The organism is Desulfuromonas sp. TF (assembly GCF_000472285.1).
Lineage (GTDB): Bacteria > Desulfobacterota > Desulfuromonadia > Desulfuromonadales > ATBO01 > ATBO01.
Genome location: NZ_KI421418.1, coordinates 26,267 through 47,464 on the forward strand (window position 1 = coordinate 26,267; position 21,198 = coordinate 47,464).

Below are 21,198 nucleotides of genomic sequence, written 5' to 3' on the forward strand. Positions count from 1 at the left end.
AATTAAATTAAGCTTTTGTTTGTCTTGTATCTCTCCAGTCACTCCCCTTGTCAATATTGATTGCACCGTTGTCATTTCCATTATTCTTTGAGCTGGGCCATTTAAGCGACAAGACAAGACATTTTTATCCAAATATAGTTTTCTGGCACCAGGCTTGCTTTGTTAGGCGCATCACATGGGATAGATTTTTTTAAAGGCCGATGTAATTTGATCGCAAGGAAGACGGATATGACGCATAAACACGTTTTCGTTGTGGGGTTTCCTTCTGCAAGTCTGGCTAATCTGAATTATTTTATACAACAGGCAGGTTGCAGAGTAACAACAGCGAAAGATGCTATAGAAGCAGTCAATTTGATGCTAAATAAAAAATTGACGTTCAGAACCCTTGATCTGATTCTTATGAACAACTGTGTGACTTTTTTACAGTTTATGGACATGTTTGACGGTGCCGTCAGGCTGTCCAGGAAATACAACTTTCTGGTCCTGGATGAACTTGATCAGAATGAAAAATTCAAGGAATTGCTGAATGAAAATACAAATCAGTTTGAAGTAGAATTCTGTTCAAATAATGATCTGATCGAAAAATTCAATATGATTCTTCAATAATGTTTCAGGGGACCGAGAATTGAAGAAAGGAAAAATACATGGTGATTGACGGGGCCGAAAAAGAAGGTTGCTGCAGGGAATTGGTCCTGAAAGGGGCATTGGTCATACAGCGTGTGACCGAGGTCAGAGAGGAACTGCAGAAGGCCTTGGAGGAGGCCGACATTCTGATGGTCAATCTCACGGAAACCTCTGAAATGGACCTCTCCGGCCTTCAATTGCTCTGCTCAGCCCATCGTGCCGCGATCGCTTTGAAAAAGACGCTCACCAGGGTCGGCGGTCCCGAAATCAGGGGAATTTTTGCAGAGGTCGATGTGACCGGCACCCGGGGCTGTTCCCTGGCCTGCGATCAAGGGTGTGTCTGGGTCGGGGGAAAAGCGGCCTGAGGTGAAGAGCGGTATGCGAGAACTCGAGACCACCTTTGAGGGGAGGGCTCATTCAAAAGAGAGAAGGTGAATTATGAGTAGAAAGATCATGACGGTGGACGATTCAGCGACGGTGCGGCAGATGTTGAGTTTTACTCTGCAGGACGCCGGGTACGAGGTGATAGAAGCCACGGACGGTGTGGATGCTCTTGAAAAACTGAAAAACGAGGCGATTCAGATGCTCATCACCGATTTGAACATGCCCCAGATGGATGGAATCGAACTCATCCGCGAGGTGAGAAAGACTCCCGGAAACCGCTTTGTTCCTATCATCATGTTGACCACCGAATCCACCGAGCAGAAAAAAAAGGCCGGGAAGAGTGCCGGCGCTTCGGGGTGGATCGTCAAACCTTTCAAGCCTGAACAGCTTCTGCGCGTGGTGAAGATGGTGCTGGTGTGACGGATCGGTACCGCGAGACGTTCAGGGATGAGGCCGGGGAGATTCTCTGCGAACTCGAAACCGCTCTGCTCGAACTTGAGGTGAGCCCCGGCGACGGGGAGGCCATCGGAAGGGTCTTCCGCGCTCTCCACACCATAAAAGGATCGGGAGCCATGTCCGGCTTCGATGAGGTGGCGAATTTCACCCATGAAGTCGAAACGGTTTACGAACTCGTGCGTTGCGGCAGGCTGCCGGTGAGCCGAGATCTGATCAATCTCACCCTGGGCGCCCGGGACAGGATCAAGACATTGATTGAGTCGAGCGGAGGGATCGATGACGCCCGAACAAGGGAGATCGTCGCGGCATTCAGGAAGTATCTTCCTGAAGAGCAAGGCGATGCTCTCTCGATCTCCTCCAATTGCAGGGACATCACCTACCACATTCGTTTCTGCCCCCCCGCCGATATTTTTCTCCGGGGGATCAATCCTCTGGCCTTGCTGAAGGAGCTTGCCGAACTTGGTCAATGCCGGATCACGACTCACACGGAGGCGATCCCTGCGCTGGAGGAGATCGATCCCGAGCTTTGCCATCTCTGGTGGGATATCGTCCTGACCACCACCCGCGGCATGGACGCCATTCGGGATGTGTTCATCTTTGTGGAGGAAGATTGCGAACTTCGGATCGAAGCCGCCGGGCAGGGCGAGGAGCGCGATCGGACAGTTGTCGGTAACCGGACCCCGGACCAGGAGCCATCAGCCCCCGATACGGTCAGCAGCGTCCGGGTGCGTTCGGAGAAGCTGGACAGCCTGGTCGATCTTATCGGTGAGCTGGTGACCGTTCAGGCCCGCCTGGCACAGCTCGCCTCCGCCCGGGCCGATGTGGAGCTCGATGGCGTTTCTGAAGTGGTTGAGCGCCTGACCTGGGAGCTTCGGGACCAGGTCCTCAATATCCGCATGCTGCCTATCGGAACCACCTTCAGCCGTTTCGGACGGCTCGTCCGCGATCTCGGAGAAGAGCTCGGCAAGGATGTGGTGCTGAGTACCGAGGGAGCTGAAACCGAACTCGACAAAACGGTGATCGAACGCTTAAGCGATCCTCTGGTGCATCTGATTCGCAACTGTATCGATCATGGAATCGAGCCGCCCGCCGTCCGGCAGGTCGCCGGCAAGCCTCCGAAAGGCAGAATCCATCTCGCCGCACGCCATTCTGGGGCACATGTCATGATCGAAGTTCGCGACGACGGATCCGGAATCGATCTTGACCTGGTTCGAAATAGAGCGATGGCGATGGGCCTGGTCGGCGCTGAGGCCGATCTGAATGACAAAGAGCTTTATGGGCTCTTATTTCACTCCGGGTTCTCGACCGCCGCCTCTGTGAGCAACGTTTCGGGACGGGGCGTCGGGATGGATGTGGTGAAACGGGCCATTGACGGGCTGTGCGGCGGAATCGATATTTTCAGCCGTCCGGGAGAAGGAACCACCTTTACCCTCAAGTTGCCGCTGACCCTCGCCATCATCGATGGCCTGCTGGTGAAAATTAGCGGTGATTTCTTCATTTTTCCCCTGTCGGCGGTCGAGGAATGCATTGAATTGCACAAAACGGATGCTGAAAAGGCGCACGGCAGGAATCTGGTCACTGTTCGAGGCGAGATTCTACCTTACATCAGGCTCAGGGAGCAGTTTGCCATCGCAGGAAAATCGCCGGAGATCGAACAGGTTGTGCTGACCGAAGCCGACGGGCAGCGGGTAGGATTCGTGGTGGACGAGGTAGTCGGGGAGCATCAGGCGGTTATCAAGGCCTTGGGGCGCATGTATCGCGATGTCAGAGGACTCTCCGGAGCTACGGTCCTGGGCGACGGCAGCGTGGCCCTGATCCTTGATCTGCCACAACTTGTTCAGATCGAGGAGTCCCTGGCTTGTTAACTCGGGGAGTAGTCGTCATATGAATGTTGGGCATCCTTTTTTGCAGTGAAAAGGCGGGACCCAACGTTTTCAGAAGCTGGAGGAGATAACGATGAAAATTTTTGCCAAGCTTACAGGCGCGTTTGCCATTGTCGCCCTGATCTGCGGTTTGGTGGGCGGCATCGGATGGTATGGGCTGGACAACACCGCCGAAGGCCTCAACGACCTGGGACGAGTCAAGCTGCCGGCCATACAGGGACTCGGGCTGGTGATGGAGGGGATGAACGGGGTCAACGCCTCGGCGCGGACCATCATCAACCCGGCCATCAAGGTCGAAGAGCGGCAGCAGGAAGTCGGCGAAATGGAAAAGTACAAGGCGCTGATGCAGGAGGGACTCGATATTTTTGCCGCGCTTCCAAGATCGCCGGGAGAGGAGGAGCTTTGGCAGAAGGCTAAGCCCCTGATCGGCAAGTGGAATGATGAGAACCAAACGCTGGCCGAAATAGCCTCAGCCGTTACTGTCGACGATGTCGGATACCTTCAAGGGGTGTTGGCTGCCCGCCAGATCGACCATCTTAAATGGCTGCAGAACCTCGAATACGCCATATCCCACAACCGAACTTTCAGCGGTCAACTCGACCCGGCCCGATGCGACTTGGGCCAATGGCTGAGCCACTTCGAAACGGGTGATTCAGCTCTGACTGAAATCCTGAACGGTTTCGCCGGCCCCCACGCCGCACTTCATGAGGTGGGCGGCAAGGTCAACGGGCTGCTCGCCAATGGCGACTTCAAGGGCGCCCGGCGGGTCTATGAAGAAGAGGTCATGGCAGCTGCGGCAAATATAATGAGGATTTTTGATAATGCCAAAGGCTATGCTGCCAACGTTGGCAGCGATCTGGACGTCGCGACCCAGATCGCCTTCGGCAGCGGCGAGGCAGCCTACAATGAGCTCATGGAGGTATTCGACAATCTCTACGAACTGGCCCGGTCATTGGCCGACGAGACCAATGCGAGGGCCCAGTCGACGGCGGCGAGCAGCAAGACAATCGCCCTGCTGGCCGTCCTGGCCGGAGCGATATTGGCGATGACCTTCGGGTTTTTCATATCGCGGAGCCTTTCCGACCCCCTGGCAAAAGGGGCGGCCCTGGCCGAAGAAATCGCCCGGGGTGATTTCAGCCAGCGACTCAACCTGAACCGGAAGGATGAGATCGGTCAGTTGGGAAAGGCCCTGGACGCGATGGCCGGAAGCCTGCAGGAGATGGCGGATCTGACAGAAGAGATATCGAAAGGCAACCTGACGGTCGACGTCAAACTTGCATCCGAGAAAGACCAGTTGGGCAGGGCTTTGCAGAACATGACGCGAATTCTCAACGACGTCATCGGGCAGGTCAAGTCGGCCGGAGACAACGTGGCCTCGGGGAGCCAGGCGATGAGTTCTGCCTCGGAGGAACTTTCACAGGGGGCGACCGAGCAGGCCGCATCGGCCGAAGAGGCCTCTTCCTCCATCGAGCAGATGACGGCCAACATCCGGCAGAATGCCGACAACGCCCTTCAGACGGAGAAGATCGCCGTCAAGGCCGCCGAAGACGCCCGCTCCGGAGGCAAGGCGGTCGCCGATACCATCGTGGCGATGAAGGAGATCGCCGGCAAGATCATGATCATCGAGGAGATCGCACGGCAGACCAACCTTCTGGCCCTCAACGCGGCCATCGAGGCGGCGCGGGCTGGTGAACACGGTAGAGGATTCGCGGTCGTAGCCGCCGAGGTTCGCAAACTGGCCGAGCGCAGCCAGGTTGCGGCGGGGGAAATCAATGCCCTTTCGGTCTCGAGCGTCGGAGTAGCCGAGCAGGCCGGAGACATGCTTAAAACCATGGTGCCCAACATCCAGAGAACGGCTGAGCTGGTGCAGGAGATCGCCGCCGCCAGCCGGGAACAGGACGCCGGGGCGGGGCAGATCAACAAGGCAATCCAGCAGCTTGATCTGGTTATCCAGCAGAACGCTTCGGCCTCCGAGGAGATGGCTTCAACCGCGGAGGAGCTTACCGCTCAATCGGAGCAGCTTCAGGAGATGATCTCTTTCTTCAGGTTGGCCGAGAAGAAGAATGGCAAAAAAAAGAAAAGCCTCCAGGCGGTTAAGGAGGAAATCGGTTCCGTGGAACTGCCTGGAAAAGAAGAGCCGCAAAAAGTGAAAGCCGTGGGAGCCGATGTCGATCGAAACCGTGAAGTGAAGGAAAGCAAGAAAGCCGGCATTGCCCTGGATATGGATGTCCTCAGCGACAGCATGGACGAAGAGTTCGAACGATTCTGAAACCGTATCGATACCCTTAAGGCACAGGCGAATACCATGAATAGTGCACAAGGTACCACCACGACGCAGTACCTGACCTTCAAGCTGGGTGAAGAGAATTTCGCCATCGATGTCATCAAGGCGCAGGAGGTTCTCGATTTCGTTGCTCCGACTCGGGTCCCTCAGACACCAAGTTTCATGCTCGGGGTGATCAATCTGCGCGGCAGTGTCGTGCCGGTGATCGACCTGCGCCTGAAATTCGGCCTGCGCGATGGTGAACGGACCCGCGACACCTGCATTATCGTCATGGAAATCGAAGTCGATGGAGAAAGGACGGTGGTCGGAACCCTGGTCGATTCCGTGCGGGAGGTTCTCGACCTGAACGCCGAAAATCTGGAACCGCCGCCGCGCATCGGAACGCGGCTGAAGACCGAGTTCATCAAGGCAATGGGAAAGCTGGATGGTGATTTTCTCATCATCCTCGATATTGACCGGGTCTTTTCCACCAATGAACTGGTGCTGATCGAGGATGCCCTTCAAAAAAAGAGAATGTGAAGAGGGGCTTCGCCAGGGAAGAGATCCATAACATTCAATGATAAAAAAGGAGAAGAAAATGAAGAAGCTGATCGTTCTGTTGATTGCCGCAACCATGGTCCTCGGTGTGACGGGAGCGGCGATTTCGGCCGAGATCGTCACCTGCTGGTTCCCCCCGAGCTGGAACGCCAAGGCGGAGAAGGCCCAGTCCATCACCAAGGCCCTGGCTGAGGAATCCGGAGTCATCATCCGCGCCAAGATCGCCCGCGACTACCCCGAAATTCTCAATGCCTTTTCCACCTCCAAACCCAATCTGGTCTATGTCGGCTCCTTCGCCCAGGCCATTATCAAGGCACGCAACCTCGGCACTCCGCTGGTTCAGAGCATCGACGGCAAGGAACTCTACTCGGGCATCCTGGTTTACCCCAAAGGGCAGGACCCTCAGGGGATACTTCAGCAGCATCCCGAGAAGATCGCCTTTGCCGCCGCCGCTTCCTCGGGAGAGTCGTGCGCCATGGCCGCGACAGGCGGCAAGTCGGCCATAAAGGTGGCCAGCCATGAGGCGGCTTCCCGCGCCGTGGAGTCGGGAGAAGCCAAGGCGGCCGTGGTCAAGAACTGGTGGTGGGAAGCCAGCAAGGTGAATCATCCTTCCCTGGAAAGCTATGAGATCCCGGGTGTGTCGCTCAGCGGAAATCCCGACAACGTGCTGACGGCCTCCAACGCCGTCTCCGAAGAAACCCGGTCCAGGATTTCCAAGGCTGCCCTGCTGCGCAAAGATGTCTTCGGGGCGAATAAAATGGTGCCCTTCGATGCAGCACGACTCGATTTCAGCCTCTCGCTGATGCGCAAGGGCAACATCGACCCCCTGAAGTACACCTGGTAATTGCAACTTTTGCCGGCCGGCTTCCGCCAAAAGAGGAACCGGCCGGCAAAAGCACCATCTTGCATATGAATGGAAAGGGAAAGGGTATGGATCCTGCCAAGGCGCAAGCTGAGCTCTGTCTCCCCGGCGCCCCGGGCATGGCCGACTGGGATCGAGAGGGTCAGGTTACTCACGGAAGTAATTCACTCCGTGCCGCGTATCCTCTTTCCGAGAAGGGTTTTGCCCGATTCGGTCAATTGGTGCAGAACTGCTGCGGCATCAGAATGCCGCAGCAGAAAAAAAGTATGATGGAGGCAAGGCTGCGCAAGCGATTGCGGGCACTCGGTCTCGAAGACTTTGAGGAATACGAGGAATATCTCTTCAGCGAGAAGGGGCGACGGGAAGAACTCGTTCATTTTCTCGATGTAATGACCACGAACAAAACCGATTTTTTCAGGGAACCCGCTCATTTCGATTTTCTTGTCAATGTTGCCCTGCCGCGCCTGGTGCACAGCTACGGCGTCGGAATCAACAAAAAACTCCGGGTATGGAGCGCCGGCTGCTCCACAGGTGAGGAGCCATACACGCTGGCCATGGTGCTGGCGGAGTTCTCAGAAAAAGTTCCCGAATTCGATTTTTCGATATTGGCGACGGACATCTCGACCCGCGTACTCGAGACGGGTAGATGTGGCATCTATGACGAAAAAAAGATTGGCGAGGCGATCCCGGCCACGTTGAAAAGAAAGTACCTGCTCCGCAGCAAGGATCCCGAACGCAAGCTCGTCCGCATCGTCCCCGAACTGCGCTCGAAGGTGGTGTTCCGCCGCCTCAATTTCATGGAGGAGGATTTCGGCATCCGGGAGCCGATCGATATCATCTTCTGCAGAAACGTGATCATCTACTTCGATCGCTCCACTCAGGAGAAGCTGCTGCATCGTCTCGGCAGCCATATCTTTCCCGGTCGCTACCTGTTCATGGGCCATTCCGAAACCCTGAGTGGAATGAATCTTCCCCTCTCCCAGGTTGCTCCTTCCGTCTACCGGAAGGAGTGATAACCCTTTTCCCGGAACGAGCGCTGTACATGCCCGCGAAAATAGAGGTACTGATCGTTGATGATTCAGCGGTTGTCCGACAGGCCCTGACGGAGATACTCGCAGCCGACCCCGAGATCAATGTCATGGGAGCTGCCGCCGATCCCTACATCGCGGCCCAGAAAATCCGGATGCAGATCCCGCACGTCATCACCCTCGATCTGGAAATGCCGCGCATGGACGGCCTTACCTTTCTTCGCAAGATCATGAGCCAGCAGCCGATTCCCGTGGTTATCTGCTCCAGCCTGGCAGCTGCCGGAGCTGAGACCACACTGAAAGCACTGCAATATGGAGCAGTGGATATCATTGCCAAACCCCAATTGGGGGTGAAGGGCTTTCTGGACGAATCGAGAGTGCTTATCTGCGACGCCGTCAAGGCGGCGGCAAGAGCCAGACTGAAACTTCTCCGTGCTCCCGCGATGCCGGTTGCGCCCAAGCTAAACGCGGATGCGGTCCTGCACAAGAGGGCATTTCCCGAAATGATCGGGACCACGGAAAAAGTGGTGGTTGTGGGGGCCTCCACGGGAGGTACGGAGGCGTTGAGAGTTTTTCTCGAGGGGCTTCCCCACGAGGCCCCCGGAGTGGTGATCGTTCAGCACATGCCGCCGGTCTTCACCGCGGCATTCGCCCGCCGCCTGGATTCGCTCTGCCGCATCACCGTTCAGGAGGCGACGAACGGCGACAGCGTCATCCCGGGGCGTGCGCTGATCGCCCCCGGCAACCGGCATATGCTGCTGAAGCGCAACGGCGCCCGCTATTACGTGGAAATCAAGGACGGTCCTCTGGTCTGCCGCCATCGTCCTTCAGTGGATGTGCTTTTCCGCTCCGCCTCTCGGTACGCCGGGAAGAATGCCGTGGGAGTGCTGATGACGGGAATGGGGGATGACGGAGCCCGCGGTCTGCTAGAGATGAAGGAGGCCGGCGCCTCGACCCTGGCCCAGGACGAGTCTTCCTGCGTGGTTTTTGGAATGCCCAGAGAAGCCATCCGTCTGGGGGCGGTCGACAAGGTGCTGCCACTTCATCGCATTGCCCCGGCGGTCATGCAGGAGTGTGCTGCCGTCCCGCTTGCATGAATCTTTTTCCATTCGAAGCCTCGGGAGTAAGAATGCACGAAATGAGTGATCAACAATTGATTGAAGCCCTACGGGAGCGCTTCGAATTTAATCGCAGGGCGTTGCACGATCTTCAGGCCGTCACCCGGCAACTGGAGAAGACGAACCGGAGGCTTCAGGAATCGGAAGCCCTCAAAAGTCATTTTCTTTCCAATATCCGCAACGAGATCAACAACCCGCTGACCGCCATCCTCGGATGGGCGAAGCAGATGGGGAGCAGGGAACTTGGCGGCGAAAAAGTATCCGCCATCGCGCGGATGATTCATGATGAAGCCTTCCATCTCGATTTTCAGCTGCAGAACATCTTTATGGCCGCCGAACTGGAAGCCGGGGAAGCCGTTCCCGACTTTTCCATGGTGGACGTCGCTGCGATGATCGAGGCCATCTCCGATTCCCTGCGCGAGCGTGCCGCCTTGAAAGGGGTCTCGCTGAACGTGCCTGTCGAAGGGCCGCTTTTTTTTAACACCGATGCCCGGATGCTTCATCTAATAATTGCCAACCTGCTCGTCAATGCCGTGGAATACACCCCTGTCGGAGGAAGGATCATGACCACGGCCGGGTGTGACAGCGGCGGGCTTAAGCTGGAGGTGGAAAATCCGGGCCACGGGATTCCTCCCGAATGCCAGGAACTGGTCTTCGATCGGTTCCGTCAACTGGAGACGGGGACGACCAAAAGCCACCCGGGACATGGGCTTGGGCTGAGCATCACCAAGGCCCTCTCCGAGCTGCAGGGAGGTTCGATCTCCCTGAACAGCGATACAGAGAAGGGATGCATCGTGACCGTGTTTCTGCCTGAACCACCGGCCGGCTCAAACGTCATGGCCGAGGAAGGCAATTTCTTTCTCTTTCTGGATTCCGAAGCTCTGTGACGATCGCCCGGACAAGACACCTGCCCGCCGGGTCCGCTGCGGAAATCCCGACTCACTTTCTCTACCCGGGTACTGTATTTATCCATCCTGAACCTCACCGGGTGACGACGGTCCTGGGGTCCTGCATCTCGGTGTGCCTCTGGGACCGGTCGGCTGGGGTCGGAGGTATCAATCATTTTCTGCTTCCACTCTGGAACGGCGAAGGGCTTTCCACTCCCCGCTACGGCAATATAGCCATCGAGCGGCTCCTCGAGGGGATGCTGCGTCTTGGATGCCGCAGGGAGAGCATGGTCGCCAAGGTTTTTGGCGGCGCTACCATGTGGAGCAACCCCAACGGCCTGATCGCCATCGGAAAGCGCAATGTGGAACTGGCCTGGAAGATGCTTCAGGAGCAGCAAATTCCGATTCTCGGTTCGCAGGTGGGAGGGGATGTCGGGCGAAAAATTATTTTCCATTCCGGCACCGGAGAGGTCATGCTGAGGCGGTGTGCACCCGCGCGGCCCTGTGCGCCTGCCTCTCTTCCCTGACGTTCGCCTTCCTGTCCCTTCCCATCCCCCGTTCTTCCTCGGAACCGGCGCTTTCATTCTCGACCTCGCGCGGGCGCCAGTGGCACAGCCCGGCCGCGAGGAAACCGATCAACATCAGAAATTCGAACATGTTTTACCTCCTGTCTGTATATACTCCAAGAATAACCACGGTCAGTGACAGAATGTGTCATGCTGTTTAGGGTGGGAAGGATTCCGATGCGGGAAACGCATCCGGGAGCTTGGCTTTTGTCCGCCCCAGGTGTATAAACGTTCCGCAAACGTTTTCGACACCTCCAGCAGGATTACCGCAAGGCAGACCATGAACGTTATAGATGTCACCGATGTGCACAAGAGCTACGGCCCCCGCATCATTCTGGGGGGTGTGACCTTCTTTGTCGGCGAGGGCGAGAAGGTGGGGGTGGTCGGCCGCAACGGGTGTGGAAAATCGACTCTGCTGCGGATCCTGGCCGCCCAGGAGCCTCCCGACAGCGGAGAAATACGGCGAAAAAGAAATCTCACCGCCGACTACCTTCCCCAGGAGCCGCCCCTCGACCCCGCCCTCAGCATCCGCCAGACCCTCGATGCCTGTCTTGCCGAGGCGCAGGAGAAGCGCGGGCGTTTCCAGACAATTTCCGAGGCGCTCGGTGGTGCAGGGGGAGCCGAGGCGGAAAGGTTGCTGGACGAGCAGCACCGGCTGCAGGATTGGCTCGATCTGCATCAGGGATGGAATCCCGATCACAAGATGGAGCAGGTCTGCGACCGTCTCGGTATCAGCGATCTCGAGCAGGTAGTCGGCACCCTCTCCGGCGGCTGGCGCAAGCGGGTGGCGCTCGCCGGGATGCTGCTGCGCGAACCCGAGCTGCTTCTCCTCGACGAGCCGACCAACCATCTCGATGCCGACACCGTGGCCTGGCTGGAGGAGGCTCTGCGCCAATATCCCGGTGCGGTGGTCCTGGTCACTCATGATCGCTACTTTCTCGACCGCGTGGTGGGGCGCATGTTCGAGGTGGACGGCGGCGAGCTGACCCAGTACACGGGGGGCTACAGCGCCTATCTGGAGCAGAAGCGGGAGCGGCTTGAGCAGGAAGGCCGGTCTCAGAGCCGGCTGGCCAATCTCCTGCGGCGCGAAGAGGCCTGGCTGCATCGCGGCGCCAAGGCCCGCACCACCAAGCAGAAAGCCCGCATCGACAGGGTCGGCGAGCTGCAGCAGCAGAAAAAGGACGTGGGCGCCAGGGATGTGAAGCTTGATTTCACCCTCGATCGGCGCCTCGGCGGCACGATCCTCGAATTGCGGGATCTGGATGTCCGGCTCGGGGGAAAGGAGCTGCTGGAGAAGTTCTCCTTCATCCTGCGCAAAGGGGAGCGGATCGGCATCCTCGGTCCCAACGGCTGCGGCAAGACGACCCTGCTCAAAACCGTGCTCGGCGAAATCGCACCGGCGGCAGGCGAGGTGGTGCTGGGCAAAAATACCCGCATCGGCTATCTCGATCAGGAGCGCAGCGGCCTCGATGAGGACCAGTTCGTCCCCGAGGCTCTCGGCGAAGGGGAATGGGTCACGGTCGGCGATAGGAAGCGGCACAAGATCGGATACCTGGAGGATTTTCTCTTCACCCGCGACGAACAGCGAAAGCGCGTCTCCACCCTCTCGGGAGGAGAGCGGGCGAGGCTCCTGCTGGCCAAGCTGATGCTCGAAGGGGCCAATCTGCTGATCCTCGACGAGCCGACCAACGATCTGGACATTCCCACCCTGCAGGTCCTCGAAGAGGCGTTCAACGACTACTCCGGGTGCGTTCTCGTGGTGACCCACGACCGCTGGTTCCTCGATCGGGTCGCCACCGGCATTCTGCACTTCGAAGGGGAGGGGGAGGTGACCTTCCACACCGGAAATTACGAAGACTTCCAGCGGTTCAAGGCAATGGAGCAGGAGGAGCAACGCGAGCGGCAGAAGGCGATCGCCAGAGCAGCGTCTGCGGCGCCCCGGGAAAAGAAAAGGACCGGCCTCGGCTACAAGGAAAAACTGGAGCTGGAGACCGTGGAGCTGGAGATCGAGAAAGCGGAGGGGCGAAAGCTGGAGCTGGAGCGTCTCCTGGGCGATCCGTCTCGGCTGGAAGGGGGTGCCGCCCGCCTCGAGGAGGTGGCCCGGGAGTTCGCCGAGCTTGATGCTCGGCTGGGGGTACTTTTTGAACGTTGGGAAGTGCTGGAGCTGAAGCGGGAAGGGGCGGGCTGACCATCATTTTTGCCCGACTTCGCCGTTGACAACGCCTCCTCAAATCGTATACAGTATGCAGTATTTCGAGGGCCGGTTGGGCTTTGTGACCGGCTTTGCCACCTTCGAACAGGCCGTTCGAAGACGACTTCGAACCAGGCTGCAAGACATTTCGTACGGCCGCGCGGCGCATGGCCCCGGGCCGAAAATTTATCATGGAGGAGAGAGATGATCGAAGCCTATCTGAGACATGAAGAGGAGCGCAACGCCCAGGGGATCCCGGCGCTGCCCCTCAATCCCGAGCAGACCGCCGCGCTGTGCGAACTGCTGCAGAACCCTCCGGCCGGCAAGGAGGACTTCCTGCTCAACCTGTTCACCGAGCGCGTCTCGCCCGGCGTCGATCCCGCCGCCGAGGTCAAGGCCGATTTTCTCGGCAAGATTCTCAAGGGTGAGGCCGCCTCGCCCCTGATCTCCAAGAAGGACGCCGTCCGGATTCTCGGCACCATGATCGGCGGCTACAATGTCAAGCCTCTGGTCGATGCCCTCAAGGATGGCGGACTGGCTGATGAGGCCGCCTGCGCCCTCTCCAGAATCACCCTTGTTTACGATGCTTTCGACGAAGTCCTGGCCCTGTCCCAATCCAATGCCGCCGCCAAGAAGGTGATCGAGTCCTGGGCCAATGCCGAATGGTTCACCAGCCGCCCCGGCGTGCCCGAGACCATCAAAGTCAAGGTCTACAAGGTCGACGGCGAGATCAACACCGACGACTTCTCTCCGGCCGGCGATGCCTGGAGCCGCCCCGACATCCCGCTGCATGCACTGGCGATGGGAAAGACACGGTTCCCTGACGGCAACGCCAAGATCGCCAGGTTCCGCGAAGACGGCTATCAGGTGGCTTTCGTCGGCGACGTGGTCGGCACCGGCTCCTCCCGCAAGTCGGCCTGCAACTCGGTGCTGTGGCACATCGGCAACGAGATTCCGGCCGTTCCCAACAAGAAAACCGGCGGAGTGATCATCGGCGGCGTCATCGCCCCCATCTTCTTCAATACCGCCCAGGACTCCGGCGCCCTGCCGCTGAAAATGGACGTTTCCAAGTTCAATACCGGCGACGTGATCGTCATCAACACCGCCAAGGGCGAAGTGACCAGCGAAGCCGGTGAAGTGCTCACCACCTTCGGCGTCAGCCCGAACACCGTCCCCGACGAGTTCCGCGCCGGCGGCCGCATCCCTCTGATCATCGGCCGAGCCCTGACCGATAAGGCGAGAGCCGCCCTCGGCCTGCCGGCTACCGACATCTTCACCCTGCCGGTCAACCCGACTCCGAAAGCGGGTCAGGGCTACTCGCTGGCCCAGAAGATGGTCGGCCGCGCCTGCGGCGCCACCGGCATTCTCCCAGGCACCGCCTGCGAACCGAAGATGACCACCGTCGGCTCCCAGGACACCACCGGCCCGATGACCGCCGACGAGCTCAAGGAGCTGGCCTGCCTCAGGTTCCAGGCGCCAATGTTCATGCAGTCCTTCTGCCACACCGCCGCCTATCCCAAGCCGGCGGACGTGAAGATGCACAAGAACTTGCCCGGCTTCATCGCCGAGCGCGCCGGCGTCGCCCTGCGCCCCGGCGACGGCGTCATCCACTCCTGGCTCAACCGCCTGCTCGTTCCCGACACCGTCGGCACCGGCGGCGACTCCCACACCCGCTTCCCCATCGGCATCAGCTTCCCGGCCGGCTCCGGCCTGGTCGCCTTCGCCGGCGCCATGGGCTTCATGCCTCTGGACATGCCCGAAAGCGTGCTGGTACGCTTCAAAGGGGAATTCAACCCTGGTATCACCCTGCGCGACGCCGTAAACGCCATCCCTTACTGGGCCATCAAGCAGGGGCTGCTCACCGTCCCCAAGAAGAACAAGGTCAACATCTTCAACGGCCGCATCCTCGAGATGGAGGGTCTTCCCGACCTCTCCGTCGAGCAGGCCTTCGAGCTGACCGACGCCGCCGCCGAGCGCTCCGCCGCCGCCGGCTGCATCCAGCTCTCCGAAGAGAGCGTCTGCACTTACCTGCGCTCCAACATCGCCCTGATGGAGAAGATGATCGAGGAGGGCTATCAGGACCCGCAGACTCTTCGCAACCGCATCGACGCCGTCAAGGAGTGGCTGAAGGATCCGAAGCTCCTCAAGGCCGACGCCGACGCCGAGTACGCCGCGGTCATCGAGATCGACCTGGCCGAGATCACCGAGCCGATCCTGGCCTGCCCCAACGACCCGGACGACGTCAAGCTCCTCTCCGAGGTGGCCGGCACCGAGATCCAGGACGTCTTCCTCGGCTCCTGCATGACCAACATCGGCCACTTCCGCGCCGCCGCCGAGATCTGGCGCGGCCAGAAGTTCAACCCGGCCGTGCGCACCTGGATCTGCCCGCCGACCCGGATGGATCAGGAGAAGCTCAAGGAGGAGGCGCTCTTCTCCGTCTACAGCGCCATGGGCGCTCGCATCGAGATCGCCGGCTGCTCCCTGTGCATGGGGAACCAGGCCCGGGTCCCCGACGGGGTGAACATGTTCTCCACCTCGACCCGCAACTTCGACGACCGCATCGGCAACGGGGCCAAGGTCTATCTCGGCTCCGCCGAGCTCGGAGCGGTGATCAGCACCATTAGCAAAATTCCCACCCCCGCGGAGTATATGGCCGTCTATAAAGAGAAGGTCGCGCCGAAGAAGGAGGCGATCTACAAGTACCTGCAGTTTGATGAGATGCCCGAGTACAAAAAGACGGCGTAAGGTTGGAAAAGCTTGATGCTGAGAGGCTGAAGGCATGAAATGAGAACCCCCGCTCGGGATGTGCCCGGGCGGGGGTTTTTGCTAAGGGGACTTTGACGAAGGCGGGACAGGAGTCGCTTTTAAACAGATCGTTTGCGGCGCCGCTTACTTGACGAAGTAGCCGGCGACCCTCCAGGTCTTGTCCCTGTCCAGCATCACCGTTATGATTTCGCTTGCGTCCGGGTTAGCCTCAAAGGAGGTATCGTAAACGATCCTGATGTATTCTCCTTCCGGGCTGCCTTTGGCTTCGGTGCTGTACGTCATCTCCTCCTCAGTGCGTTCAACCAGCGGCCCGGCGGTGGCGCGGATCTTATGCAATTGCTCGATCCAGACCTCCTCGGAGACCTTCTCCTTCAGCAACGATGCGGAAATCCGCCAGCTCTCGGCAAACTTTTCGGCATCGACAAGTTGCAGAAACTCGGCGGCCGCGGCCGAGGCGGCCTCGGCTTTTTCTTTTTCCGGTCTTTCATTGAACATGGGAATGAAGACAATCAGCAGGGCCATGAGGATCAGCACGGCATGGACACGGTACTTGCTTGAAAACACGGGCAACCTCCATTAAGTAGTGGCCGGACATGAAAAAGAGCTACTACTATAAGCGGGATGATCGATCAAGGCAATATTTTGATCCTTCTCCGCAGCTGCTGCGAAAAAACCCGGCACGATGTCAGGGCCGCTCACTGGAGCACGGCCCGTAATTTTCTTGCTCTATTCGCGTTGCTGTCCTACCATCGTGCGTGCTCGTCAATTTGAACTGAATCACACACTACGGCCAAAAAAGTCGGGAAGTCCCGGGGAAAACCGGCTGTGTCTACAAAAAGAGGGAAAAATCATGCGTGACCTGTTACCGGATGGAGAAGACCTGAGACGAGCCGTCCGATGGGTATCCGGCGGCCTTCAGGAAAATCCTGATCAGGCGGTCCAGCGGCTTGTCGAGGAGGCGGTCTTCAAGTTCGATCTTTCTCCGAAAGATGCCGATTTCCTGATCATGTTCTTCAGTGAACGGAAACATGAATCATAAGCTTACTGATGCAGGAAAGGAGATGATGCTATGAAAGGGATCGTAACTCTTGGGATTGCCGTGCTTCTGGCGCTGAACCCCGTTCTTTCCTGCGAGGCGGCCTCGGACGACCGGGAGGAGAAGATCGTCCTGGCGACGGATATCCTCAAGGAGATCACGGTCATCCCCGAGAAGGGGATTCCCCCCAGCCTTCTCAACGACGCCGCCGGAGTCGCCATCATCCCCAACGTGATCAAGATCGGCTTCGTCATCGGCGGTCGACACGGCACCGGCATCCTGCTGGTGCGCGGCAGGAACGGGCAATGGAGCAATCCGAGCTTCATCTCCCTGACCGGCGGCAGCGTGGGGTGGCAGATAGGCGCTCAGGCCACCGATGTGATACTGGTCTTCAAGAACCGCAAGAGCATCGACGGCATCATGGACGGGAAGTTCACCCTCGGCGCCGATGCCGCGGTGGCGGCCGGACCGGTGGGGCGACGAGGGGAGGCGGCGACAGATACCATGCTCAAGGCGGAGATCTACTCCTATTCTCGCAGCCGCGGCCTCTTCGCCGGGGTCTCCCTGGAAGGCTCGGCTCTGCAGATCGACGACAAGGCCAACGCCTCCTACTACGGGCGCCGGGACATCACCGGCCGGAACGTCCTCTCCGGCGCCGCAGGTCGGGAAACCCCCGAGATCGCCCGGCTCAGGGCCATGCTGGCGGCCTCCACGCCAAAACCCTGAGGCGGCTTCTTCGGGCGAAAGGGATGAGGGAACAATATCCGGAAGCCCGATAGCTGCTCTTGCGAATTGACATTATTTAACAAGTATGTTTATCTGTCAAAACAACCAAAGATGGTAGACGAGAATACTTAACCTTCCGCGAGGAAGGGGCGGAAAGCCTACAGGGTCTCACCGAGACAGCCGGGTTGCCGAAATGTCATCGATATTTCAGCCCCGGCTGTTCTGTTTCCGCAACAGCCGGTAGAGGAGGGCGGGCATGCGGAACAACGGACATCTCAAAAACGACCTGGGCCGTATTCTCGGATTTGGTGCGACTCTGATGGTGATGGGCTATCTTCTCGACAGCATCATCAATGCCGATCTGGTTGGAGAAAGTGTATTCAGGCAGATATTGTCTCCCGGTTCCAGGGAGCTTGCGGTACGGCTGGCGTATCTGAGCGTGCTGCTGCTGTTCATCGCTTACGTATCCGATCTCATGGTCAAACGCAAAAGCATGGAAGAGGCGCTGGTGAAATATCAAGCCGGCATGGATGCCTCGATGGACGGCATTTTCATCCTGAACAGAAAGAAGGAGTGCGCATATCTGAACCAGTCCCATGCGATGCTGCACGGATACGATTCCCACACCGAGGTGCAAGGCAAGTCATGGCGCCTCTTCTATGGCGACGACCAGATAAAGAGCTTTGAAGAGGAGATTTTCCCCCTGCTCTTCGCGAAGGGCGAATGGCGCGGCGAAGCGGTAGGCAGGAGGAGGGACGGGAGCATGTTTCCGCAGGAAATCTCCTTTACGGCCATCGACCGAAGCAGCATGGTCTGCATCGTGAGGGACATTTCCGAGCATAAGAGGTTTGAGCGGGAACTGGAGCATAAGGCCGCGGCGCTGGCGGAGGCGAATGGGGAACTGGAGGCGTTCGGCTATTCGCTCACCCACGATATGCGAACCTATCTCACCCGCATTTACTCTGCGGCCCAGCTCCTGCGGGACAATTATAAGGCGTCACTGGACGAAAACGGCCGTTACCTGGTCAAAGCGATATGCGACGCCAACGAGGACATGGACAGGCTGATCACGGACATGATGGTTCTGTCACGGATCATTCGAAGCGAGATCAGCCGCGAGACGGTTGACTTGGGCAAGATGGCCTATGAGATCGCCTCTGTGCTGAAGCTGACGGAGCCGGACCGGCGAGCGGAGTTCGACATCGCCTCCGATCTGGTTGCGGAATGCGATCCGAAGCTGTTCAAGGTTGCCCTCGACAACCTGTTCTGGAACGCCTGGAAGTACACCGGCAGAACTGAAAAAGCCCGCATCGTGTTCGGATCGATCGCCAGTGATGGAAAACGGACTTTCTTTGTCCGTGACAACGGGGTGGGTTTCGACATGAAGGATGCCGACAAACTGTTCAAGCCCTTTCAAAGGCTCCAGACCGCGAAAGCTTTCCCTGGGACCGGGATCGGGCTGACGACGGTGCAGCGGATCGTCCAGCGTCACGGAGGAGATGTGTGGGGGGAGGGGGAGCGGGGGAAGGGGGCGACCTTTTTCTTCACCTTGCCCGCACAGAGGGACTCGGGATTTCCGCAACCCCCTTTCAAGGCAGCTTAAGCATTAAAAACAGCATACCATTCGATCATTTCACCTCTCCGGCATACCAGACCCTCCAGGTGTGCCCCTCTTCCGTCTCGCTGATATAGATTGTCCCGTCCGGCCCCTGGGCGAGACCCATGGGCCTGTAGCGGGCATCGCCCGAACTCTGCACGGGTCTGTCACCGGCAAACCCGGTGGCGAAATCCTCGCCGGCGCCCGAAGGGGCGCCCCCGGAAAAGGGGACGAACACCACCTTGTACCCCTGCTGGGGGAGCGGCGCCCGGTTCCAGGAACCGTGAAAGGCGATGAACGCTCCGCCCCGGTAACGCTCCGGGAACTGGTCGGCGGTGTAGAACAGCAGCCCGTTCGGAGCCCAGTGACCGGGAAAGGCCGCAATCGGTTTTTCGAATTTATCGCACCGCCCCACCTTTTCCCCGTCTCCTCCGTACTCTGGGGCGAGGACCTTTTTCCCCTTTTTCCGATCGTAGTAGCAGTAGGGCCAGCCGAAATCGTCCCCCTTGTCGACCCGGAACAACTCTTCGGCCGGCAGCTCCGCGCTCTGTTCTACCGAGAAGAGCTCGGGCCAGAGCTGGTGGAGCTGATCGCGTCCGTGCTGGACCACATAGAGCTGCTCAGGTCCGATCCCAGGCGATGGCTACGGCATTACGAATGCCGGTGGCGAAATGGTCGCCGTCCGCCATTTTCTGTCCGGTCGTGCCGGCGCCGAAGCGCCAGATCCCCGCGTGCTGTTTGAGCTGTGGGCAGGGATCGATCCCTGGCGATCCCTCGGTCCGGTTCCGCTTCTGGCAGACATTGGAAGGGGCGCCGATATTGACGAAAAGATCCCCTTTGCCGCTGAGGGCGAACGATTTGGCGGCATGCTGCTCCTGCGGAGGAAAGTCCGAGACGACCATCTCGATCTTGCCGGCAGGAAGCAACTTCCCTGCGATCAGCTTGCTTCGGTAAATAGTCCCGGGGGTGGCGAAGTAGAGGTAGTCCTGCCAGATGCCGATCCCGGTCCCGCCGTCATCGAAGAAGCGTTCTTCCTGCTCCAGACTCCCGTCGCCATCGTTATCCCGGAGCGCAACGATTCCTCCACCTTTTCTCGGGGTTCGCAGGCGGGCATAGAGGTCTCCGTTCTCGCGGATCACGATATGCCGCACCGGCCCCAGATTGTCGGCCGCCACCTGGGCGCAGAACCCCTCGGGCAGGGATATTCCGCCGTTGTCGGGAGCGCAGCGTCCCCGGACCACGGAAGCACCTTCAGCGGACTGCTCCGAATTCCCGGCCCCGGCAGGAGCCGACAGTCCAATAATGCAGAGGACCGGCAGCAGAAGGGAAATCGGCGCTTTCATGACGTCTCCTTGGTCAGGAAGAATGAAGGTTTTAAAACACTACTAAGTGAAAAATACGATTTTGCAAACTGATTTTCTGATGGGATGGAAGCAGCAACAAAGGTGGGAAAACCGGACGGTGCCGAGGGGCCTTATGACATGAAAAACGCCCCCGCCGGATTTTCCCGGTAGAGGCGCTTCTTCTTCCCTGGCGTTTTTCCAAGGAGGAGTATAGGTCCCCCGGAGGCGACGGTCTATCGCATAATGAGGAACAGAATCACAATCAGGATCAGAACGATTACTCCGACGGCCAGGGCCTTCATCCCTTTTCCCGCAGGGGAGGCGGTTTCCTCTTCCAGGGCGCCGACCACGGGGAATCGTTCTATTACCACCCTGATATGGGGAGCGCTCTCGAGATCCCTACTCAGGTCGCATCCGGCCCGGTGCTGCTTCTCGTGGTCGCCGTCCTTCCACCGCGGGCTGTCGGTGAAATCATAGACCTTACCGTTGACGGCCGCATAGGCGCGGCGGCCCTCCCTGCCGTCAAACCGGGCGAGTTCGCTTCTGGTCATCGAAGGCTCCTGAAGGATGATGTGGGCTTGACTGCGTCGGAGGGCTGCTCCTTAATCGGAAGAATCCGGAGCGCCGCCGAACATCGAAGCGAACTGGATCACCTGCTGAAGGTCGAGACCGCTCTCCCTGACGATGCCGAGGAAAACGGGCAAAAGCTGCATCAGAAAGGCGGGATCCTGCATGGCGTCCCGGGAAAGCCCGGGAAGGGTTTCGATGATGAAGGCTTTCTTCTCTTCAATGGAAAGGGCCATGACGGCTTGTTTCAACTCTTCAAAGGTCATGTAAAACAACTCCTTGTTGTGATGAAGATGTGCGGGCGCAACCTATGCGCTGCTCTGAATCAAAACGATAAACCGGG

Annotated in this window: 22 protein-coding genes and 1 riboswitch; of the genes, 16 read left to right on the forward strand and 6 right to left on the reverse strand. The window is 58.6% G+C overall.

Annotated features, from left to right (window positions below; translation table 11 throughout):
• Nucleotides 1–228: 228 nt before the first annotated feature.
• From DTF_RS0108305 to DTF_RS22635, 11 genes are all read left to right on the forward strand, one after another.
• A complete protein-coding gene (locus DTF_RS0108305; protein ID WP_027714951.1) occupies nucleotides 229–606 on the forward strand; it encodes a hypothetical protein in 378 nt (125 codons plus the stop codon).
• A gap of 38 nt (nucleotides 607–644) precedes the next feature.
• A complete protein-coding gene (locus tag DTF_RS22620) occupies nucleotides 645–989 on the forward strand; it encodes a lipid asymmetry maintenance protein MlaB (RefSeq protein WP_051361164.1) in 345 nt (114 codons plus the stop codon).
• 73 nt (nucleotides 990–1,062) lie between these two features.
• The gene (locus tag DTF_RS0108315) at nucleotides 1,063–1,428 is read left to right on the forward strand and encodes a response regulator (RefSeq protein ID WP_027714952.1); all 366 of its coding nucleotides are present in this window, start codon (nucleotides 1,063–1,065) and stop codon (nucleotides 1,426–1,428) included.
• Nucleotides 1,425–3,329, forward strand: a complete 1,905-nt coding sequence (locus tag DTF_RS0108320; protein WP_027714953.1) for a chemotaxis protein CheA — start codon at nucleotides 1,425–1,427, stop codon at nucleotides 3,327–3,329. The genes DTF_RS0108315 and DTF_RS0108320 overlap by 4 nt, the downstream gene beginning before the upstream one ends.
• A 91-nt stretch (nucleotides 3,330–3,420) precedes the next feature.
• On the forward strand, nucleotides 3,421–5,616 hold the full coding sequence (locus DTF_RS25400; protein WP_051361165.1) for a methyl-accepting chemotaxis protein: 2,196 nt from the start codon (nucleotides 3,421–3,423) through the stop codon (nucleotides 5,614–5,616).
• 36 nt (nucleotides 5,617–5,652) lie between these two features.
• Nucleotides 5,653–6,150, forward strand: a complete 498-nt coding sequence (locus DTF_RS0108330) for a chemotaxis protein CheW (protein WP_027714955.1) — start codon at nucleotides 5,653–5,655, stop codon at nucleotides 6,148–6,150.
• 58 nt (nucleotides 6,151–6,208) lie between these two features.
• Nucleotides 6,209–7,012, forward strand: coding sequence for a PhnD/SsuA/transferrin family substrate-binding protein (locus tag DTF_RS0108335; RefSeq protein WP_027714956.1), 804 nt, complete (start codon nucleotides 6,209–6,211; stop codon nucleotides 7,010–7,012).
• A gap of 86 nt (nucleotides 7,013–7,098) precedes the next feature.
• A complete protein-coding gene (locus tag DTF_RS0108340; RefSeq protein ID WP_226989230.1) occupies nucleotides 7,099–8,043 on the forward strand; it encodes a protein-glutamate O-methyltransferase CheR in 945 nt (314 codons plus the stop codon).
• A 29-nt stretch (nucleotides 8,044–8,072) separates the two neighbouring features.
• Nucleotides 8,073–9,155, forward strand: a complete 1,083-nt coding sequence (locus DTF_RS0108345; RefSeq protein ID WP_027714958.1) for a chemotaxis response regulator protein-glutamate methylesterase — start codon at nucleotides 8,073–8,075, stop codon at nucleotides 9,153–9,155.
• A gap of 32 nt (nucleotides 9,156–9,187) precedes the next feature.
• Nucleotides 9,188–10,063, forward strand: a complete 876-nt coding sequence (locus DTF_RS22630) for a sensor histidine kinase KdpD (protein WP_162148617.1) — start codon at nucleotides 9,188–9,190, stop codon at nucleotides 10,061–10,063.
• Nucleotides 10,060–10,590, forward strand: coding sequence for a chemotaxis protein CheD (locus DTF_RS22635; protein WP_226989232.1), 531 nt, complete (start codon nucleotides 10,060–10,062; stop codon nucleotides 10,588–10,590). Before DTF_RS22630 ends, DTF_RS22635 begins: the two co-directional genes overlap by 4 nt.
• Here DTF_RS22635 and DTF_RS26475 read toward each other — a convergent pair.
• Complete coding sequence (locus DTF_RS26475; protein WP_155890761.1) at nucleotides 10,535–10,720, reverse strand: hypothetical protein; 186 nt, start codon at nucleotides 10,718–10,720, stop codon at nucleotides 10,535–10,537. The two genes, DTF_RS22635 and DTF_RS26475, sit on opposite strands and share 56 nt — an antisense overlap.
• Nucleotides 10,721–10,909: 189 nt before the next feature.
• On the opposite strand from DTF_RS26475, the gene DTF_RS0108360 reads away from it, so the two are divergent.
• Nucleotides 10,910–12,817: an ABC-F family ATP-binding cassette domain-containing protein gene (locus tag DTF_RS0108360; RefSeq protein WP_027714959.1), complete on the forward strand. Its 1,908-nt coding sequence runs from the start codon at nucleotides 10,910–10,912 to the stop codon at nucleotides 12,815–12,817.
• A gap of 207 nt (nucleotides 12,818–13,024) precedes the next feature.
• Nucleotides 13,025–15,565, forward strand: a complete 2,541-nt coding sequence (acnB, locus tag DTF_RS0108365; RefSeq protein ID WP_027714960.1) for a bifunctional aconitate hydratase 2/2-methylisocitrate dehydratase — start codon at nucleotides 13,025–13,027, stop codon at nucleotides 15,563–15,565.
• A 144-nt stretch (nucleotides 15,566–15,709) separates the two neighbouring features.
• Here acnB and DTF_RS22640 read toward each other — a convergent pair whose 3' ends face one another.
• A complete protein-coding gene (locus tag DTF_RS22640) occupies nucleotides 15,710–16,150 on the reverse strand; it encodes a DUF4019 domain-containing protein (RefSeq protein ID WP_051361167.1) in 441 nt (146 codons plus the stop codon).
• Nucleotides 16,151–16,436: 286 nt separating this feature from the next.
• Between DTF_RS22640 and DTF_RS26040 the strand changes: the two genes are divergently transcribed.
• From DTF_RS26040 to DTF_RS22650, 3 genes are all read left to right on the forward strand, one after another.
• The gene (locus DTF_RS26040) at nucleotides 16,437–16,625 is read left to right on the forward strand and encodes a hypothetical protein (protein WP_081702869.1); all 189 of its coding nucleotides are present in this window, start codon (nucleotides 16,437–16,439) and stop codon (nucleotides 16,623–16,625) included.
• 30 nt (nucleotides 16,626–16,655) lie between these two features.
• Nucleotides 16,656–17,348 carry a lipid-binding SYLF domain-containing protein gene (locus DTF_RS22645; RefSeq protein ID WP_035056340.1) on the forward strand — a complete coding sequence of 231 codons (693 nt, stop codon included), beginning with the start codon at nucleotides 16,656–16,658 and terminating at the stop codon, nucleotides 17,346–17,348.
• 116 nt (nucleotides 17,349–17,464) lie between these two features.
• A riboswitch (cyclic di-GMP riboswitch) is annotated at nucleotides 17,465–17,541 on the forward strand.
• A 63-nt stretch (nucleotides 17,542–17,604) separates the two neighbouring features.
• Nucleotides 17,605–18,951 (forward strand): ATP-binding protein, encoded by a 1,347-nt coding sequence (locus DTF_RS22650; RefSeq protein ID WP_051361168.1) that lies wholly within the window; start codon nucleotides 17,605–17,607, stop codon nucleotides 18,949–18,951.
• Between the two features lie 25 nt (nucleotides 18,952–18,976).
• Here DTF_RS22650 and DTF_RS27140 read toward each other — a convergent pair whose 3' ends face one another.
• The 4 genes from DTF_RS27140 to DTF_RS0108400 form a co-directional block, all read right to left on the reverse strand.
• Nucleotides 18,977–19,555 carry a sorbosone dehydrogenase family protein gene (locus tag DTF_RS27140; protein ID WP_226989234.1) on the reverse strand — a complete coding sequence of 193 codons (579 nt, stop codon included), beginning with the start codon at nucleotides 19,553–19,555 and terminating at the stop codon, nucleotides 18,977–18,979.
• Between the two features lie 10 nt (nucleotides 19,556–19,565).
• Nucleotides 19,566–20,288, reverse strand: coding sequence for a hypothetical protein (locus DTF_RS27145; protein WP_226989235.1), 723 nt, complete (start codon nucleotides 20,286–20,288; stop codon nucleotides 19,566–19,568).
• A 233-nt stretch (nucleotides 20,289–20,521) separates the two neighbouring features.
• A complete protein-coding gene (locus tag DTF_RS22660) occupies nucleotides 20,522–20,839 on the reverse strand; it encodes a cytochrome b5 domain-containing protein (protein WP_081702870.1) in 318 nt (105 codons plus the stop codon).
• A gap of 51 nt (nucleotides 20,840–20,890) precedes the next feature.
• On the reverse strand, nucleotides 20,891–21,121 hold the full coding sequence (locus tag DTF_RS0108400; RefSeq protein WP_027714961.1) for a hypothetical protein: 231 nt from the start codon (nucleotides 21,119–21,121) through the stop codon (nucleotides 20,891–20,893).
• Nucleotides 21,122–21,198 lie beyond the last annotated feature (77 nt).

Coding starts and splice junctions, on each gene's coding strand:
- DTF_RS0108345 (WP_027714958.1), top strand. CDS start 8,073: ATGCCCGCGAAAATAGAGGTACTGATCGTTGATGATTCAGCGGTTGTC.
- DTF_RS22620 (WP_051361164.1), top strand. CDS start 645: ATGGTGATTGACGGGGCCGAAAAAGAAGGTTGCTGCAGGGAATTGGTC.
- DTF_RS22660 (WP_081702870.1), bottom strand. CDS start 20,839: ATGACCAGAAGCGAACTCGCCCGGTTTGACGGCAGGGAGGGCCGCCGC.
- DTF_RS0108330 (WP_027714955.1), top strand. CDS start 5,653: ATGAATAGTGCACAAGGTACCACCACGACGCAGTACCTGACCTTCAAG.
- DTF_RS22650 (WP_051361168.1), top strand. CDS start 17,605: ATGCGGAACAACGGACATCTCAAAAACGACCTGGGCCGTATTCTCGGA.
- DTF_RS0108335 (WP_027714956.1), top strand. CDS start 6,209: ATGAAGAAGCTGATCGTTCTGTTGATTGCCGCAACCATGGTCCTCGGT.
- DTF_RS0108305 (WP_027714951.1), top strand. CDS start 229: ATGACGCATAAACACGTTTTCGTTGTGGGGTTTCCTTCTGCAAGTCTG.
- DTF_RS22630 (WP_162148617.1), top strand. CDS start 9,188: ATGCACGAAATGAGTGATCAACAATTGATTGAAGCCCTACGGGAGCGC.
- DTF_RS27145 (WP_226989235.1), bottom strand. CDS start 20,288: ATGAAAGCGCCGATTTCCCTTCTGCTGCCGGTCCTCTGCATTATTGGA.
- DTF_RS26475 (WP_155890761.1), bottom strand. CDS start 10,720: ATGTTCGAATTTCTGATGTTGATCGGTTTCCTCGCGGCCGGGCTGTGC.
- DTF_RS22645 (WP_035056340.1), top strand. CDS start 16,656: ATGAAAGGGATCGTAACTCTTGGGATTGCCGTGCTTCTGGCGCTGAAC.
- DTF_RS25400 (WP_051361165.1), top strand. CDS start 3,421: ATGAAAATTTTTGCCAAGCTTACAGGCGCGTTTGCCATTGTCGCCCTG.
- acnB (WP_027714960.1), top strand. CDS start 13,025: ATGATCGAAGCCTATCTGAGACATGAAGAGGAGCGCAACGCCCAGGGG.
- DTF_RS0108360 (WP_027714959.1), top strand. CDS start 10,910: ATGAACGTTATAGATGTCACCGATGTGCACAAGAGCTACGGCCCCCGC.
- DTF_RS0108340 (WP_226989230.1), top strand. CDS start 7,099: ATGGATCCTGCCAAGGCGCAAGCTGAGCTCTGTCTCCCCGGCGCCCCG.
- DTF_RS0108400 (WP_027714961.1), bottom strand. CDS start 21,121: ATGACCTTTGAAGAGTTGAAACAAGCCGTCATGGCCCTTTCCATTGAA.
- DTF_RS0108315 (WP_027714952.1), top strand. CDS start 1,063: ATGAGTAGAAAGATCATGACGGTGGACGATTCAGCGACGGTGCGGCAG.
- DTF_RS26040 (WP_081702869.1), top strand. CDS start 16,437: ATGCGTGACCTGTTACCGGATGGAGAAGACCTGAGACGAGCCGTCCGA.